This is a genomic window from Phreatobacter sp. AB_2022a, from assembly GCF_026847585.1.
GTDB lineage: Bacteria > Pseudomonadota > Alphaproteobacteria > Rhizobiales > Phreatobacteraceae > Phreatobacter.
The window spans coordinates 48,976-65,958 of sequence record NZ_JAPSET010000022.1; the positions used below are offsets into that span (position 1 = coordinate 48,976).

Consider the following 16,983-nt stretch of genomic DNA (forward strand, 5'->3'; position numbering starts at 1 on the left):
GCCCGCCGGAGCGGTCGCATGCGGTGGAATCCCGGCCGCGCGCGGGCCGGTCCGGGCCGCGCGGTCGACAATGGCCCCGGCCTGCGCTAGCTAGCCCGCTTGAACGCCCACAGAAGACCCGCCATGTCCGACAGCCCGAAAAAGAAGACCGGTCCGCTCGCCCGCCTGCCGCGCGGCTTCGCCGACCGCGGGCCGGCCGAGATCGCCGGCACCAACGCCATGCTCGAGGCCATCCGCAAGGTCTATGAGCTCTATGGCTTCGAGGCGGTGGAAACGCCGGCCTTCGAGTTCACCGACGCGCTCGGCAAGTTCCTGCCGGACCAGGACCGGCCGAACGAGGGCGTGTTCTCGCTGCAGGACGACGACGAGCAGTGGCTGTCGCTGCGCTACGACCTGACCGCGCCGCTCGCCCGCTATGTCGCCGAGAATTTCGACGCGCTCGCCAAGCCCTATCGCAGCTATCGCGCGGGTTATGTCTTCCGCAACGAGAAGCCCGGCCCCGGCCGGTTCCGCCAGTTCATGCAGTTCGACGCCGACACCGTCGGTTCGGCGAGCCCGGCGGCGGATGCCGAGATCTGCATGATGGCGGCCGATACGATGGAGGCGCTCGGCATTGCCCGCGGCGACTTCGTCGTGCGCATCAACAACCGCAAGGTGCTCGACGGTCTGCTCGAAGCCATTGGCCTCGGCGGCGACGACAATGCCGGCAAGCGGCTCGGCGTGCTGCGTGCGATCGACAAGCTCGACAAGTTCGGGGCCGAGGGCGTGCGCCTGCTGCTCGGCGAGGGCCGGCGCGACGAGAGCGGCGATTTCACCAAGGGCGCCGGTCTCGACGCGGCGGCGACCGACCGCGTCATCGCCTTCACCGCGGCACGCGGCGCCGATGCCGGCGCGACGCTCGCCAATCTCGAGGCGGTGGTCGCCGGCTCCGGGCGGGCGCTCGAAGGCGTTGCCGAGCTGCGCGCCATGGCCGATCTCTTTGCCGCCGGCGGCTATGGCGAGGACCGCATCGTCATCGACCCCTCGGTGGTGCGCGGCCTCGAATATTACACCGGTCCCGTCTTCGAGGTGGAGCTGACCTTCGAGGTCACCAATGACGAAGGCCAGGTGGTGCGCTTCGGCTCGGTGGCCGGCGGCGGCCGCTACGACGGGCTGGTGGCGCGCTTCCGCGGCGAGGAGGTTCCGGCGACCGGCTTCTCGATCGGCGTCTCGCGCCTTGCCGCAGCCCTCAAGAGCCTTGGCAAGCTCGGGGCCGAGACCATCGTGGGCCCGGTCGTCGTGCTGGTGATGGACCGCGAGCGCGTCGCCGACTATCAGGCCATGGTGGCGGAGCTCCGCCGCGCCGGCATCCGCGCGGAAATGTATCTCGGTGCCTCCGGCATGAAGGCGCAGATGAAATATGCCGACCGGCGCGGCGCGCCCGCCGTGGTGATCCAGGGTTCCAACGAGCTCGCCGCCGGCGAGGTCATGATCAAGGACCTGGTGGCCGGCGCCGAGGCGGCAAAATCGATCACCGACAATGCCGAATGGCGCGCGGCCCGGCCGGCCCAGTTCGCGGCGCCGCGCAGCGGCTTCGTGGCCGCCATCGCCGAGCTGCTCGCCAAGCGCTGAGGCCTGCCCAAACCCGGCCGCAATCGCAACCGAAGGTCCGGGCCGCCCTGTCCGGACCGTCAACATTCATGTCCAAGCTTCGCGATTTCGCCAATACCGTTTTCGGCGCCGTAGCCATCGTCCTGGTGCTGCGCTCCTTCGCCTTCGCCACCTATCACATCCCTTCCGAGAGCATGATCCCGACGCTGGAGATCGGCGACCGGGTGGCGGCGACCAAATACCCCTTCGGCTACAGCCGCTTTTCGCTCGTCGGCGGCGACTATCTGCCACGTTTTCCCGGCGAGACCGGCCGCATTCCGGCCGCCATGCCCGAGCGCGGCAATGTCGTGGTGTTCCGGCATCCGATCACCGGCGAGGATTTCGTCAAGCGCGTCGTCGGCCTGCCGGGCGACCGCGTGGCGATCCGCGACGGCCGGCTGTGGCTGAACGGCGCCGAGGTGCCGCTGGTCCGCTCCGGCCATTGGCGCTATCGCGACCAGAACGGCGACGTCGTGCCGGTGACCGCCTATCGCGAGAGCCTGCCTGGCGCCGAGCCGCACACCATTCTCCTGCGCGACCGGCGCAGCCCCGCCGGGGACATGGCGGAACAGGTCGTGCCCGAGGGCCGGCTGTTCATGCTCGGCGACAACAGGGACAATTCGGCCGACAGCCGCTTTGCCTCGCTCGGCTTCGTGCCGGTGGAGAACCTGATCGGCCGGGCCGACGCGATCCTTTATTCCTTCGCGAGCTGCGCGGGCGAAACGGGCTTGCGCTGCGCGCCGCGCCGCATGCTCGAGCGGGTCGAATAAGGCATGGGGCGGGGCAGCCGGAGATCGGCCGGCAAAGCCCTTTACAACCTCCGGCGGATGGGGATCTATCCTCTTCTTTGACAGGGAGAGACCCATGTCCTTCGAGAGCTGGGCCGCCTTCGCCGCGGCCTCCGCCATCCTTCTCGTCATTCCCGGCCCGACCATCCTCCTGGTCGTCTCCTACGCCCTCGGCCAGGGCTGGCGCACCGCGCTGCCGATGGCGGTCGGCGTCGCGCTCGGCGATTTCACCGCCATGACCTTGTCGATGCTCGGCATCGGCGCGCTGCTCGCCGCTTCCGCCGCCGTCTTCACCATGCTCAAGATCGCCGGCGCGGCCTATCTCGTCTATCTCGGCGTCAAGCTGTTCCAGGCTGGCGGCACGCTGGAGGTCGCGCCGCGCGACAATGCCGCCTCCGCCGCGCGGATGATGGGCCATGCCTGGCTGGTCACCGCGCTCAATCCGAAAAGCATCACCTTCTTCGTCGCCTTCCTGCCGCAGTTCCTCGATCGCAACGGCGATTTCTGGCAGCAGATGCTGGTCTTCGAGGCGACTTTCCTCATCCTCGCCTTCGCCAATGCCATGGCCTATGCCCTCGTCGCTGCGCGCGTGCGCCATGTCGCGCGCAACCCGCGGATGATCCGCGTCTTCAACCGCACGGGCGGGACCTTGCTGATCGGCGCCGGCGGCGCGACGGTCGCCATGCGTTCGGGCAACTGACAGGCCGCGGCCATCCCGGATTGCGGTCCATCAGCGGCGCGCGGGCACGGAGCCCGGGCCCGGCCAGGCGCTATTCGTCGCGCCGGCCGCCATATTGGGGCAGCGTCAGGCTGTGACGAATGGCGAGCGCCCGGGTGCCGAAGGCGACGCCGAAGCCGAAGATGGAGGGGATCGGCGGCGGCACCACGGCGACCGTCAGCGCGAAGACCACGGCGCCGGCGAGCGCCGCGGTCACGTAGATGTCGCGCCGGAGCACCAGCGGCACCTCGCCGGCCATGACGTCGCGGATGATGCCGCCGAAGGTCGCGGTCATGATGCCGAGCAGGACGGCGGAAAAGGCCGGCACGCCGGCGCCGAGGCCGCGCGCGGTGCCGTTGACCGCGAACAGGGCGAGGCCGACGGCGTCGGCCCAGAGCAGAAGTCGGGCGCGGCTCGCCTGTTCGAAATGGTGGGCGGTGAAGAAGGCGGCGATCGAGACCGCGACGCAGATCAGCACCGCGGTCGGCTCGTGCAGCCAGGTGATCGGCGTCGCGCCGATCAGGAGGTCGCGCAGGGTTCCGCCGCCGACGCCGGTGACCGTGCCGAGCAGGACGAAACCGAAGGGGTCCATGGCCTTGCGGGCCGCGACCAAAGCCCCGGTCAGGGCGAAGACGCCGATTCCCAGGAGCTCGATCGTCGTCTGGACCCCGATCACACCATCACGCGCCTTCCGACGGTGCCGCGGCCGGCGCCGTCTTGGGACCGCCCTTGGACACGCCGACCAGAGCCGGGCGCAGGACCCGCTCGCCGATGACGTAGCCGACCTGCACGGTCTGCACCACCGTGCCGTTGGGAACGTCCGGATTGGGCAGTTCGAACATGGCCTGGTGCAGGTTCGGGTCGAATTTCTGCCCGTCCGGCTCGATCTTGCGGACGCCGTGCTTTTCCAGCGTCTTGGTCAGCTCGCGTTCGGTCAGGCTGATGCCGTCGATGAAGGCCTTCAGCGGCCCGTCGGCGGCCTGCGCCTCGGCCGGCACGCTTTCGAAGGCGCGGCGCATGTTGTCGCCGACGCTCAGCATGTCGCGGGCAAACGAGGTCACGCCATAGGTCTTGGCGTCGGCGACCTCGCGCTCGGTCCGCTTCCGCAGATTTTCCATTTCGGCGAGCGTGCGCAGCAGCCGGTCCTTCATCTCGCGCGCTTCGGCGCGCGCTGCGGCAAGCTCGGCCTCGCGCGGATCGGTGGCCTCGGCCTGCGGCTCCTCATGTTTCGGCACGTCCAGCGCCGGATCGGTGCCGGGCGGGTTCTCGTGTGCCGGAGCGTTGTCGAGCGGCGCGGCTTCGTGCGCCTTGTTCGGATTGTTCATCTCAACTCACTGACTGCGGACAAAGGGTTGGGCCCGATATCGAGCCTCTCGCGGTGGAAATCAAGGTTGGCGATGCGGCCGGTTGCCGCGGTTCAGCCGGGCCGCAGGCGCTCGAGGAGCGCCATGCCCGACCAACGCTGCGGTCCGTCGGCCTGTTTCACCAGGGCGGTCATGGCGGCGTTGCGCGGGGCGGGGAGGCCGTGGGCGGCGGCGAGGCGCACCACCGCGCCGCAGAGATCGTCGATTTCGGTCGTCCGGCCCGCGGCAAGATCGTCCTGCATCGACGAGCGGGCCGTCGGGTCGATCTTCAGCATGCCTGCGGCGATGCGTGCAAAGGCGAAGGTCGGCAGCCGCAGGATCGCCGGAATGAGGCGCGGCGGCGCCGCGCCGATGCGGGCCGGCGTCAGGCCGGCCTTGCGCATCACCCCGAGCGCCTCGTCGATCAGGGCCGCCAGCACCCGCCGATAGCCGGCGTCCATCAGCTCCTCGCGCAGGGGCAGGCCGGACAGGGCGTTGACCGGATTGTTGAGATTGAGCAGCAGCTTGCCCCATTGCACCGCGACCATGTCGCGGCTCAGGGCCAGCCCGAGCCCCGCCCGCGCAAAGGCGGGCAGCGCCGCCCGTGTCGCCGGATGATCCTCGACCGTCAGCACGCCGGAAGTCGCCCGGTGGGCGTGACGCCGCCCATCCGCCTGGCGCGACAGCACCACGTTGAACGGCACCATGCCGGCGATCGGTACGAGCGCGGCGGCGGCGGCGCGGATACGTCCGACATTGTCGACGCCGTTCTGCAGCGACAGGACCGGCGTGCCGGCGGCGAAGGCCGCGCCGATGTCGCCGGCCGCGGCCGCGGTCGCGCCGCCCTTGGTCGTCAGCAGCACCAGGGCCGAGGGCAGGGCTGCGGCAGCCTCGGCCGGGCTTGCCACGACGGTCAGGTCGGCGGGCGCGAGCGCGGCCTGCCAGCCGTCGAGATCGCTGACGACGAGGCTGTGGCGCGCGAGGTCTTCGGCCATTTGCGGACGGGCGACGAAGACGACCTTCTCACCCGCCGCGGCCAGCCGGCCGCCGACATGGCAGCCGACCGCCCCGGTGCCGACGATGACGAAGCCGTCCGTCATGGCGCCGCGTCCGGTTCAGGCGTTGAAGGCCGGCCTCGGCAGGCCTTCGCGCAGATGCGCGGCGGTGACGGTGTTGGCCATCAGCATGGCGATGGTCATCGGTCCGACCCCGCCGGGCACAGGCGTGATGGCGCTGGCGACGGCCGCGGCCTCGGCGGTGGCGACATCGCCGACGAGCCGCGTCTTGCCCTCGCCGCGTTCGGGCGCCGGGATCCGCTGGATGCCGACATCGATCACGACGGCGCCGGGCTTGATCCAGTCGCCGCGGATCAGTTCCGGGCGGCCGACCGCCGCCACCAGCACATCGGCCGTGCGGCAGATGGCTGGAAGGTCGGCAGTGCGCGAATGGGCGATGGTGACGGTCGCATCGCGCTGCAGCAGCAACTGGGCGACCGGCTTGCCGACGATGTTCGAGCGTCCGACCACGACGGCCTGCTTGCCGGCGAGCGAGGCGCCGATCGCGCTTTCGACGAGGATCATCGCGCCGGCCGGCGTGCAGGGCACCAGCGCCTTCTCGGCCGAGCCCGCCGCCAGCAGGCCGACATTGACCGGGTGGAAGCCGTCGACATCCTTGGCCGGGTCGATGGCGGTCAGGACGCGGCTCGCATCGATCGCCTTCGGCAGCGGCAGCTGGACCAGGATGCCGTCGATGCCGGGATCGGCATTGAGCCGGGCCACGAGGTCGAGCAGCGCGGCCTCGCTGGTGGTCGCGGGCAGGTTATGCTGCTCCGACCTGAAGCCGGCGGCTTCCGCCTCCCGGCTCTTGTTGCGCACATAGACCTGGCTCGCCGGATCCTCGCCGACCAGCACCACGGCAAGCCCAGGCGGGCGCCCGGCTGCGGCCTTGAAGGCCTCGGCCGCGGCCCGTGCCTTGGCGGTGACGGTTGCGGCGACCGCCTTGCCGTCGATGATCCTTGCCGTCATCCGTCCTCACACACGCATCGGCATCAGCACATAGAGCGCGTCCGGACCGGTCGGGTCCTGGATCAGCGTCGGCGAGCCGGGATCGGCCAGCTTCAGTTCGATCGTGTCGCCGTCGACCTGGCTGGTAATGTCGAGCAGATAGCGCGAATTGAAGCCGATATCGATGGCATCGGCCTCATAGGAGACCTCCAACTCCTCGGTGGCGCTGCCGGAATCGGGATTGGTCACCGAGAGCGTCAGCTTGCCGTCGCCGGCCGAGAGCTTGACCGCCCGGCCACGTTCGGAGGAGACGGTCGAGACGCGGTCGACGGCGGCGGAGAATTCCGACTTGTCGACGGTCAGCGTCTTGTCGTTGCCGAGCGGGATGACGCGCGCATAGTCCGGGAAGGTGCCGTCGATCAGCTTGGACGTCAGCACCGTCTCGCCGAAGCGGAAGCGGATCTTGGCGGTGGACAGCTCCACCGAGACGGCGACGTCGGGATCGTCGGCGAGGCGCTGCACCTCGGCAACCGTCTTGCGCGGCACGATGACGCCGGGCATGCCGGCGGAGCCCTGCGGCGCCTCGAATTCGACCTGGGCCAGCCGGTGGCCGTCGGTCGCCACCGCCCGGATCAGGCTCGCGCCGGCCTTGTCCACCGTGTGCAGGTAGATGCCGTTCAGATAGTAGCGTGTCTCTTCGGTCGAGATGGCGAACTGGGTCTTGTCGATCAGCCGCTTCAGGTCCTTGGCCGGCAGCGCGAAACTGTGGCTCATCTCGCCGGCGGCGATGTCGGGGAAATCGCTCTCCGGGATCGTCTGCAGGGTGAAGCGCGAGCGGCCGGCGCGCACGGCGAGCGTGCCTTTGTCGCCGACCGTCTCGATCACCACCTGCGAGCCGTCCGGCAGCTTGCGCACGATGTCGTAGATCATGTGGGCGGGCACGGTCGTGCCGCCGGCCTGGCCGACCTCGGCCGGCAGGCTCTCGACCACCTCGATGTCGAGGTCGGTCGCCTTCAGGCGCAACTGCTGGCCCTCGGCGCGCATCAGCACGTTGGAGAGAACGGGGATCGTGTTGCGCCGCTCCACGACGCGATGCACATGGCCGAGGGATTTCAGGAGCTGGGCCCGCTCGACGGTCACCTTCATCAACGCTGCTCCTCGATCGGAACCGGGGAACGCCGGCCGGGCCGGCCGCATTCCGCCTGGGAAAACAAGGGCCGACAGTCAACCCTGCCGCTGCTCAGGTTGCAAGCTGTGCGCTGCACATGCGAACAGCTTTCCCGTCTTTCCGGTGGTTCGCCGCCGGCAAACGCCCGCAGGCGGCGGCTGCGCAGAGGCGCGGGATGGCGCAGCGGGCAGCGCAACTGTGCGTGAAACGCAGGCCGCGGCCCTTGAAACAGCTCTCGAAAAGGCAAAGAATCCCACGCAAATTCGGCGTTCGTGCCGATCGCAGGAGGTTTCGTCATGTCGGGTCTCGAGGCCAACAGCCGCCTTGCCGGGCCGCGTCGCATCGCGGGGCGGGCACTCTATGGTCTGGCGACGCTCGCGGCATTGCTGCCAATGCTGCTGACCGCGCCCGCTTTCGCCAACCGCTTCGGCTCGCCGGGCGCCGACCGGATGGAGCCGGAGGATCCGCGCAACCGCTCGACCGTGTCGGTCCGCACCGTGCCGGTCGGGGCCTTCTGCGTCCGGGTCGTGGAGGTGGTCGGCTACGATCCGCGCCTCAATCAGCGGCTCTACCGCGTGCGGCTCGATTCCGGGGTGCTGGCGAGCCTCGGCATCACGGCCTATGAGAACGCGCTGGCCTTCGCCCGCACCGAAAACGACGCGCTGCGCAGCCTCGACCTTGCCCGGCATGACGCGGAGACGTTCAGGCGCAGCCCCGGCCAGTGCGGCCAGCAATAGGCCGCCGCGTCCCGACCCCGCCGGCCGGCGTGGCGCCGGCCTGTTTCCGGGAGGCCTGTCTCCTGGATGTCGCGGGCCATCGGCCCGCGGCCATGCGTGCCCTTGCGCGGCTCAGTCGTTGAGCCGCCGCTTCAGCACTTCCACCTCTTCATTGAGCGCGGGATCCTGGCCGACCAGGCCCTCGATCTTGCGCACGGCGTGCAGCACGGTGGTGTGATCGCGCCCGCCGAAGCGGCGGCCGATCTCCGGCAGCGAGCGCAGCGTCATGGTCTTGGCGAGATACATCGCGATCTGGCGCGGCCGGACCACGGTCGCCGTGCGCCGCGAGGAGAGGATGTCGGAACGGCTGACATTGTAGTGCTGGGCGACGATCTTCTGGATCTCCTCGATCTTGACGCGGCGCGGCTCGGCGACGCGCACGAGGTCGCGGATCGAGCGCTCGGCCATCTCGATGGTGACGGGCTGGTTGGTCAGCCGGTTGGTGGCGAGCAGCCGGTTGAAGGCGCCGTCGAGGTCGCGGCCGTTCTGGGTGACGTTCTTGGCGACATAGCCGAGCACGGCGAGCGGCACGTCGAAGCCCTGGTGCTGGGCCTTCGCCTGGGCGAGCTTCTGCTTGAGGATGTCGAGGCGCAGGTTCTCGTCGAGGCTGCCGATCTCGACGGTCAGGCCGCCGGCGAGGCGCGAGCGCACGCGCTCGTCGAGGTTTTCCAGATCCGAGGGCGGCCGGTCGCCGGCGACCACCACCTGGCGGCCGGCATCGATCAGCGCGTTGAGCGTGTGGCAGAACTCGGCCTGGGTCTGCTTGCCCTGCAGGAACTGCAGGTCGTCGATGATCAGCAGGTCGATATTGCGCAGCGCCTCCTTGAAGGCGATGGCGGTCTGGTTCTTCAGCGAGGCGACGAAGCCGAAGGTGAACTTCTCGGCCGTCAGATAGAGGATGCGCCGGCCGGCGGCCTGCGCGGTACCGGCGATCGCCTGCAGCAGATGGGTTTTGCCGAGGCCGACGCCGGCATGGATATAGAGCGGGTTGAACAGCACGCTGTCGGACGCGCGCGACTGGGCGACCTGCATGGCGGCGGCGCGGGCGAGGGTGTTGGAGCGGCCCTGGACGAAGCTGTCGAAGGTCAGCCGCGGATCGAGCGGCGAGCCGCCGAGCGTCTCGCCGTGGCTGGCGGCGACCGGCGCCTGCTCGAGGGGGCGCGCTGCGCCGGCCGGCGCGGCCGGCCGCGGCGCCTCGGCGACCGCTTTCGGTTTCGGCGCGACGCGGTTGGCCATGGCCGAGCGCACGGTCATGTCGATGCGCACCGGCCGGGCGGCCTCCTCGCTCCAGCGGGCGATGATGCGGTCGCGATAATGGTTGTCGATCCAGCTCTTCAGGAACCGGGTCGGCACCGACAGGCGCACGGCGTCCTCGCCGGCCTGGTCGATCTCGATGCTCTTGAACCAGCTGTTGAACACGTCCTCGCCGAACTCGGCCCTGAGCCGCCGCCGCACCCTCTCCCAGACGGCGCCCGCCCGCATGGCGTCGCTCATGGTCTCGGTCTTGTCGTCGGACAGTTCACGGACAAGGTCGGGGGTGGCGAACACGAGATTCTCCATCGGTCGGAATGCGGCAATAAAGCGGTGAAACGCGGGGGATCCCTGCCCGTGGAGGCGGGATCGGAACTGGCTCAGCAGGGCTTGGTCTGAAATCAGGTCTGGGTCCAGGGGAGCCCGTCGACCTTCCACCCCGCTACGCGGCCACGATGGCCATCGGGGTCCGGCGGGCCTTCAAAGCCCCCGGTGACATTGAAACAGCTGACATAACCGGCCTGCGTCATGGCGGCGGCGGCGGCCTTCGACCGGACACCGGAACGGCACAGGAAATAGAGCGGGGCATCCTTGGCCACGCCCTTCGACGCCAGGGCCGCCTCGACCTTGGCGACAAAACCGGGGTCGACGGTCATCGTCGGGAAGACCTGCCACTCCGCCCGGATCGGCTCCTTGCCCGCGGCCTTCAGGTCGGGCGAGCCGACATAGGCCCATTCGGCCGTCGTTCGAACATCGACGAGCTGAGCCGAGACATTCTGCATCAGGCCTTCCAGGCTGGCCCGCGGCGCAACGTCTCCGGCATATCCGGCATCATTCAATGACGACATGTCACCCCCATGCGAACGCCGCCGCGCCCGCACGCCTCAATTCTACTGGTTTGTTTTGTTCGGAAGGTCCGATTGCCGCTTATTATCTACGCCGCCACAACAATCAAACCATCAGCCCTCAATAATACTTCTAAAGTTTTACCTGGCTTAACTCACCCCTAACAAGGGACGAACTGTCCAAGGCCATCTTTCGATGGCTTGTTACTTTAGATATTTCGTGGAACCCAAGGTGGTGCCCCCGAGTGCCTTGAACGATACACAGCCCCCCCGGGCTGGGCAACGGATTTCAATTAAGAAATGGTAAATGACAGACGCTTGACAGTTGGCCCGTTTTAGGCCCGCGATAAGCCGGCTTTCAACCCACTGACGAATCGTTGAAATCCGAATCCCTCCGAACGCGATCGAGCCGGGGCTGGGATAAAATTTCGCCGCCATTGACGGTTTCTGCGTACCGCCACCTCGATCATTACGCCTGCGATACAAACTGTCCCCTCCGCAACCTACTGATTTCTCTTGTGATTTCCTGTGAGATCCTGAGCCGGATTAAGGTCGTGCGGTTCTGGGTGAAACCAAAAATTTAGGTTGCATTGCTTCTCTTTTCCCTGTGGCCAGACCGCAACGGCTTACGTAACGAAGCGCACACGGCAGGGCCGCGGCCGGTCTCCGCACGACAAAAACCCGGCCGCGAGGCCGGGTTTGGAATCGTCCGTCTGGTGCCTTGAAGGCGGGCCGGTTCAGGCGCCGATCTTGGCGATCCGATGCGCGAGGCGCGAGACCTTGCGGGCGGCCGTATTGCGGTGCAGCACGCCCTTCTGCGCGGCCCGGATGATCTCCGGCTCGGCGACGCGGAAGGCGGCCACGGCGGCAGCCTTGTCGCCGCTGGCGATCGCCTCGTCGAGCTTGCGCAGGAAGGTGCGCACGCGCGAGCGACGCGACTGGTTGATGGCGGTACGCCGCGCGATGACGCGGGTGGCCTTTTTGGCCGAGGCGGTGTTGGCCATGGGTTTCCTGTCCCGGTGGCTGGCGCCGGCACGAAGGCGGCGCAGGTCAAAATAACGGCGGCGGCACGCGGCCGCCAAGGAGCCGGGTCTATACGCGGGAGGACCTGCGGCGTCAACTGGAAACGGGCCGGCGCTTTGCGAAAATCGCGGGGGACCGGCGCCGGCGCGGCCACTAAGAGAGGAAGGCAGAGTGCCGGCCGATCCGGGCGGGCGCGTGAATTGAGATCCGATGGTCGAGCCCGCCCCCCGCAATTTCGGCAAGGTCGTCTTCTGGATGGCGGGCTCGCTCCTGTCGTTCTGCGCGGTTGCCGTGTCGGTGCGCGCGCTCTCCGCCCGGCTCACCGTGTTCGAGATCCTCGCCCTGCGCAATCTCGGCGGCCTCGTGCTGCTCGCGGCCATGGCGCTTCTCGCCCATGATCCCGGCATGCGGCTGCGGCCGGCGCGGCCCTGGATCCATGTGCTGCGCAACGGGCCCCATTTCCTCGGCCAGGCGCTCTGGGCCTATGGGCTCACCGTGCTGCCGCTGACCACCGTCTTCGCCATCGAGTTCACGACGCCGGCCTGGGTCGCGGTCTTCGCCGTGCTGTTTCTCGGCGAGCGGATGAGCGCGACGCGCCTCGTCGCCCTGGCGCTGGGTTTCGTCGGCGTCGTGGTGATCCTGCGGCCGGGCATGGACAGTTTCCGCCCGGAGGCGCTGGTGGTGGCCGGCGCCGCCGTCTGTTTCGGCATCCAGATCACCACCACCAAGTTCCTCACCGCCTCGAACTCGACCTGGACCATCCTGTTCTGGATGAACCTGATGCAGCTGCCGCTGAACCTCGGCGCCGACGTCGCGCTGGGCGAGCCGCTGTTCTTCCTGGCAAAGCTCGACCCCGGCCTCTGGCTGCCGGTCGCCGGGATCTGCTTCTGCGGGCTGACCGCGCACTATTGCCTGACCAACGCCTTCCGCTTCGGTGACGCCATCGTGGTGATCCCGATCGATTTCCTGCGCGTGCCGCTGATCGGCGTCATCGGCTGGCTGCTTTATGCCGAGCGGCCGGAACTGGCCGTGCTGGTCGGCGCCGGCATCGTCATATCGGGGGTGCTGATCAACATCTACGCTGAGTCGCGCGCGCACGCGCGTGAAGGTCCGCCACGGCCGCGCCCATGACGCCCCTTGCGCGCGGGGGGCTCGATCGGCTACGCAGGAAGCCAACTGCGGCGCCCGCCGCTCGTCCCGAGGTGATCCTGCCGTGCCGATCGCGCGTGCTTCCGCACCGGTCCGCATTCGCGCCCTGAGCGCCATCCCCTCGCTTTCGCTCCTTCTGCTTACCTGCCCCTGAGCTCCGGACGGGCCTTCAGGCCTTGGCGCTCAGGGGATTTCAGCCGCACCCGATCATCGGGCCGGCGATGTCTGCGATGCAGCCGCCGGCCGCCTCAAGTCCAAGGATCCTGACGCCATGACCACTTCCGCCAAGGACCGCGTCCTCATCTTCGACACCACGCTGCGCGACGGCGAGCAGTGCCCCGGCGCGACCATGACGCTCGAGGAGAAGCTGCAGGTGGCCGACCTGCTCGACGAAATGGGCGTCGACATCATCGAGGCCGGCTTCCCGATCGCCTCGAACGGCGATTTCGAGGCGGTGCAGGCGATCGCCGCGCGCATCAGGAACGCGACCGTCGCCGGCCTGGCGCGCGCCGGCATGGCCGACATCGACCGCGCGGGCGAGGCCGTGCGCGGCGCCGTGCGGCCGCGCATCCACACCTTCCTCTCCACCTCGCCCGTGCACATGAAGCACAAGCTGCAGAAGGAGCCGGAGCAGGTCCTGGAAATGGTCATCGCCTCGGTGACCCGCGCCCGCAATCTCGTGCCCGACGTCGAATGGTCGGCCGAGGACGGCACGCGCACCGAGCACGACTTCCTCTGCCGCTGCGTCGAGGCGGCGATCAAGGCCGGCGCGACCACCATCAACATTCCCGACACGGTCGGCTACACCGCGCCGCACGAATACAAGGCCCTGTTCGAGATGGTGCGGGCGCGCGTGCCGAACGCCGACAAGGCGGTGTTCTCGGTGCATTGCCACAACGACCTCGGCATGGCGGTGGCCAATTCGCTCGCCGGCGTCGAGGGCGGCGCCCGGCAGATCGAGTGCACCATCAACGGCATCGGCGAGCGCGCCGGCAATGCCGCGCTCGAGGAGATCGTCATGGCGATCCGCACCCGCAACGACATCTTCCGCTACGAGTGCGGCGTCGAGGCCAAGCTCCTCACCCGCGCCTCCAAGCTGGTCGCCACCGTCACCTCGTTCCCGGTGCAGTACAACAAGGCGATCGTCGGCCGGAACGCCTTCGCCCATGAGAGCGGCATCCACCAGGACGGCATGCTGAAGAACACCCAGACCTACGAGATCATGACGCCGGCCTCGGTCGGCGTGAAGGCGACCTCGCTGGTGATGGGCAAGCATTCCGGCCGCAACGCCTTCAAGGACAAGCTGAAGCATCTCGGCTACACGCTCTCCGACAACCAGCTGGAGGACGCCTTCGTCCGCTTCAAGGACCTCGCGGACCGCAAGAAGGTGGTCTACGACGAGGATATCGAGGCCCTCGTCGACGAGAAGCTCGCCAATTCGCACGATCGCATGAAGGTCATGTCGCTGCTGGTCGTCGCCGGCACGATGGGGCCGCAGGCCGCGACCCTGACGCTCGATCTCGACGGCGTGCACCGCACCGTCCAGGCCACCGGCAACGGCCCGGTCGATGCCGTGTTCAACGCCATCAAGGCGATCGTGCCGCACGAGGCCAGCCTCGAGCTCTACCAGGTCCATGCCGTCACCGCCGGCACCGACGCCCAGGCCGAGGTCTCGGTGCGGCTCGAGGCCGACGGCCAGACCTTCACCGGCAAGGGCGCCGATCCCGATACGCTGGTCTCCTCGGCCAAGGCCTATCTGTCGGCGCTGAACAAGGTGATCGGCAAGCAGGAGCGCCTGCACCCCCAGCGCGCCATCGAGGCCGCCGAATAGCCGCCGGCGGAGCGCGGGCGGCGCCATGCGCATCGGCATCGATCTCGGCGGCACCAAGATCGAGATCCTCGCCCTCGACGACAAGGGCCGGGAGCTCGTGCGCCGCCGCGTGCCGACGCCGAAGGGCGACTATGCCGGCACGATCGAGGCGATCGCCGGCCTCGTCGCCGGCGTCGAGGCCGAGCTCGGCCGCACCGGCACGGTCGGCGTCGGCATCCCCGGCGCGGTGTCGCCGGCGACCGGCCTCGTCAAGAACGCCAATTCGGTCGTGCTCATCGGCAAGCCGCTGGACCAGGATCTTGCCGCCCGGCTCGGCCGGCCGGTGCGGCTCGACAACGACGCCAACTGCTTCGCTCTGTCGGAGGCCGTCGACGGCGCCGGCCGCGACGCGGAGGTCGTGTTCGGCGTCATCCTCGGCACCGGCGTCGGCGCCGGCATCGCTGTCGGCCGCCGGATCCTGCGTGGCCGCCACCTGATCGCCGGCGAATGGGGCCACAATCCCTTGCCCTGGCCTTCGGTCGAGGAGGTGGTGCGTGCGCCGGCCTGCTATTGCGGCAGGCGGGGCTGCATCGAGACCTGGCTGTCCGGCCCGGGCCTTGCCGCCGATTTCGCCCGCGCCACCGGCCGGCGCCTCGCGAGCGCCGAGATCATCGCCGAGGCCGCCGGGACGGACGACGCCGCGGCGCCGGCGCGCGCGGCCTATCGCGCCTATGTCGACCGGCTCGCCCGCGCGCTCGCCCATGTCGTCAACATCCTCGACCCCGACGTGGTCCTGCTCGGCGGCGGCATGGGCAAGATCGACAGGCTCTACGGCGACCTCGCCGAGGCCATGCGGACTTACGTCTTTTCCGACATCGTCACGACCCCGGTCCTGCCGCCCCTGCACGGCGACTCCTCGGGCGTGCGCGGCGCCGCCTGGCTCTGGCCGCCGGCCTGACCGGCAGGCCGCCGGGCTGCCATGCGCCGCCCGCCGCGGGTCATCTCAAAAAACTTCGCGCGGCTTCTGGACATGCCCATGGGTCTCTGCTAGTCAGCGCGCTCTCGCGGCGGCCTTGCGGCCCAAGCGACGGTCGGGTGATTAGCTCAGTTGGTAGAGCAGCTGACTCTTAATCAGCGGGTCGAAGGTTCGAGTCCTTCATCACCCACCAACAACCTCTTGAAATCGTTGAAGAAGCGAAAGTGCCCTGGCGGAGCAACTGGGAAACGTGCGACTTTTCCGACGTTTCCGTTTCCGACTTTTGATCACTGGCCGTTCCGTTTTTTTAGCGAGGAACGCCCCGGATTTTTCCATCGCGCCGGTGGCCGTCCTTCATGCGGAGCGTGATCGGGCCCCGCCATCTGCGCAACGGTCGAGGGGCTGTCTGATGACCGGATGGACGCAAGGCTTCTGCCGGCGCGCTCATCAAGGTATTCGCCACCTCTGGCCACGTCTCACCCTGCGTGCGCATGCGACCGGTGCGGTTTGCGCGCGGTGAACTCAGCCTGCTCGCTCGCACCCGCATGGAGACGGTTGCCAGCGCACCATACCATCGCCGTCGCTGGTGCGTGGCCGGCCGACGAGGTCTTGGTACTGGAGGGGGCGTAGCGCGAACCGTAAGCGTGCCCGCATTCCCCGGGAGGTTCGCGCTTGGACCAAGTGACCGAGAAGACAGGCATATTGGCGAAAGCGCGTGGAGCTGAGGGACGGTTTGGCAGGAGGAGGATGGAGGTTCGCGCTGACCGCCGGATTTCTTCAGGTTGCGAAATGCATTAGACGGGGAGCCGTCGCCCTCCGCACGAGGGCGTGGATCGAAACCCAAGCTGCTCGCCGGTCGGCAGCGGCGCCAGGACGGTCGCCCTCCGCACGAGGGCGTGGATCGAAACTTGGCCCGGTAGCTCTTCGGTCCAGCGAGATCGAGTCGCCCTCCGCACGAGGGCGTGGATCGAAACTCGTCGCCGACCAGCGTCGCGATCGGCAGCGTGGTCGTCGCCCTCCGCACGAGGGCGTGGATCGAAACTGGCGATGAAGGCCGAGCGCAGCAAGGCGCCGGGTCGCCCTCCGCACGAGGGCGTGGATCGAAACGCGCACATAGTTCGGCGGCTGCGGCGCCGGCGCGGGTCGCCCTCCGCACGAGGGCGTGGATCGAAACGCGCACATAGTTCGGCGGCTGCGGCGCCGGCGCGGGTCGCCCTCCGCACGAGGGCGTGGATCGAAACCTTCGACCGGAGCCTCAGGCGCTGCATCCGCATGCGAATGTCGCCCTCCGCACGAGGGCGTGGATCGAAACGATGCGAAAAAGGTGCGTGAAAATCTCTATGTCGATGGTCGCCCTCCGCACGAGGGCGTGGATCGAAACAACGTCGGCCTCGGCGCCCTATCGCGGTCGACGGTCGCCCTCCGCACGAGGGCGTGGATCGAAACATTCGCAACGGCATCGCGACCGGCTCCACGAGCGTCGCCCTCCGCACGAGGGCGTGGA

15 protein-coding genes, 1 tRNA gene and 1 CRISPR repeat array (1 of these 17 only partly in view) are annotated in these 16,983 nt (G+C 68.7%); of the genes, 8 read left to right on the plus strand and 8 right to left on the minus strand.

Translation table 11 applies throughout. The features are described 5' to 3' along the window. The first annotated feature begins 123 nt into the window (after nucleotides 1-123). The 3 genes from hisS (at nucleotide 124) to OZ671_RS17055 (ending at nucleotide 3,117) form a co-directional block, all read left to right on the plus strand. Nucleotides 124-1,611 carry a histidine--tRNA ligase gene (gene hisS / locus OZ671_RS17045; protein WP_268861860.1) on the plus strand — a complete coding sequence of 496 codons (1,488 nt, stop codon included), beginning with the start codon at nucleotides 124-126 and terminating at the stop codon, nucleotides 1,609-1,611. A 68-nt stretch (nucleotides 1,612-1,679) separates the two neighbouring features. Then, a complete protein-coding gene (gene lepB, locus OZ671_RS17050) occupies nucleotides 1,680-2,399 on the plus strand; it encodes a signal peptidase I (protein WP_268861861.1) in 720 nt (239 codons plus the stop codon). Nucleotides 2,400-2,493: 94 nt separating this feature from the next. Next, nucleotides 2,494-3,117 carry a LysE family translocator gene (locus tag OZ671_RS17055; RefSeq protein WP_268861862.1) on the plus strand — a complete coding sequence of 208 codons (624 nt, stop codon included), beginning with the start codon at nucleotides 2,494-2,496 and terminating at the stop codon, nucleotides 3,115-3,117. Between the two features lie 70 nt (nucleotides 3,118-3,187). Here OZ671_RS17055 and OZ671_RS17060 read toward each other — a convergent pair whose 3' ends face one another. The 5 genes from OZ671_RS17060 to dnaN form a co-directional block, all read right to left on the minus strand. Further along, nucleotides 3,188-3,811, minus strand: a complete 624-nt coding sequence (locus tag OZ671_RS17060) for a trimeric intracellular cation channel family protein (RefSeq protein ID WP_268861863.1) — start codon at nucleotides 3,809-3,811, stop codon at nucleotides 3,188-3,190. Between the two features lie 4 nt (nucleotides 3,812-3,815). Continuing rightward, nucleotides 3,816-4,460, minus strand: coding sequence for a nucleotide exchange factor GrpE (gene grpE / locus OZ671_RS17065; protein WP_268861864.1), 645 nt, complete (start codon nucleotides 4,458-4,460; stop codon nucleotides 3,816-3,818). A gap of 92 nt (nucleotides 4,461-4,552) precedes the next feature. Then, a complete protein-coding gene (locus tag OZ671_RS17070; protein WP_268861865.1) occupies nucleotides 4,553-5,578 on the minus strand; it encodes a 2-dehydropantoate 2-reductase in 1,026 nt (341 codons plus the stop codon). Between the two features lie 15 nt (nucleotides 5,579-5,593). Next, nucleotides 5,594-6,502, minus strand: a complete 909-nt coding sequence (gene folD, locus OZ671_RS17075) for a bifunctional methylenetetrahydrofolate dehydrogenase/methenyltetrahydrofolate cyclohydrolase FolD (protein ID WP_268861866.1) — start codon at nucleotides 6,500-6,502, stop codon at nucleotides 5,594-5,596. A gap of 6 nt (nucleotides 6,503-6,508) precedes the next feature. Further along, a complete protein-coding gene (gene dnaN / locus OZ671_RS17080; protein WP_268861867.1) occupies nucleotides 6,509-7,627 on the minus strand; it encodes a DNA polymerase III subunit beta in 1,119 nt (372 codons plus the stop codon). A gap of 318 nt (nucleotides 7,628-7,945) precedes the next feature. Between dnaN and OZ671_RS17085 the strand changes: the two genes are divergently transcribed. Further along, on the plus strand, nucleotides 7,946-8,386 hold the full coding sequence (locus OZ671_RS17085; RefSeq protein ID WP_268861868.1) for a hypothetical protein: 441 nt from the start codon (nucleotides 7,946-7,948) through the stop codon (nucleotides 8,384-8,386). Nucleotides 8,387-8,497: 111 nt separating this feature from the next. Here the strand turns inward: OZ671_RS17085 and dnaA are convergent, their stop codons facing one another. The 3 genes from dnaA to rpsT form a co-directional block, all read right to left on the minus strand. Then, entirely contained in the window at nucleotides 8,498-9,907 is a 1,410-nt protein-coding gene (gene dnaA / locus OZ671_RS17090; RefSeq protein WP_442957093.1) for a chromosomal replication initiator protein DnaA, read from the minus strand. A 170-nt stretch (nucleotides 9,908-10,077) separates the two neighbouring features. Then, a complete protein-coding gene (locus OZ671_RS17095) occupies nucleotides 10,078-10,524 on the minus strand; it encodes a rhodanese-like domain-containing protein (RefSeq protein ID WP_268861869.1) in 447 nt (148 codons plus the stop codon). Between the two features lie 734 nt (nucleotides 10,525-11,258). Next, nucleotides 11,259-11,525 (minus strand): 30S ribosomal protein S20, encoded by a 267-nt coding sequence (gene rpsT / locus OZ671_RS17100; protein ID WP_038304775.1) that lies wholly within the window; start codon nucleotides 11,523-11,525, stop codon nucleotides 11,259-11,261. A gap of 229 nt (nucleotides 11,526-11,754) precedes the next feature. Here rpsT and OZ671_RS17105 point away from each other — a divergent pair, with 229 nt between their 5' ends. From OZ671_RS17105 to OZ671_RS17120, 4 genes are all read left to right on the plus strand, one after another. After that, nucleotides 11,755-12,675: a DMT family transporter gene (locus OZ671_RS17105; RefSeq protein WP_268861870.1), complete on the plus strand. Its 921-nt coding sequence runs from the start codon at nucleotides 11,755-11,757 to the stop codon at nucleotides 12,673-12,675. 289 nt (nucleotides 12,676-12,964) lie between these two features. Beyond that, on the plus strand, nucleotides 12,965-14,524 hold the full coding sequence (locus tag OZ671_RS17110) for a 2-isopropylmalate synthase (RefSeq protein WP_038304769.1): 1,560 nt from the start codon (nucleotides 12,965-12,967) through the stop codon (nucleotides 14,522-14,524). Nucleotides 14,525-14,549: 25 nt separating this feature from the next. Then, nucleotides 14,550-15,461, plus strand: coding sequence for an ROK family protein (locus OZ671_RS17115; RefSeq protein ID WP_268861871.1), 912 nt, complete (start codon nucleotides 14,550-14,552; stop codon nucleotides 15,459-15,461). A 135-nt stretch (nucleotides 15,462-15,596) separates the two neighbouring features. Continuing rightward, a tRNA-Lys gene (locus OZ671_RS17120) sits at nucleotides 15,597-15,672 on the plus strand. Nucleotides 15,673-16,287: 615 nt separating this feature from the next. Then, nucleotides 16,288-16,983: direct repeats of the CRISPR family, unit length 32 nt; unit sequence GTCGCCCTCCGCACGAGGGCGTGGATCGAAAC (it continues 1,213 nt past the right edge of the window).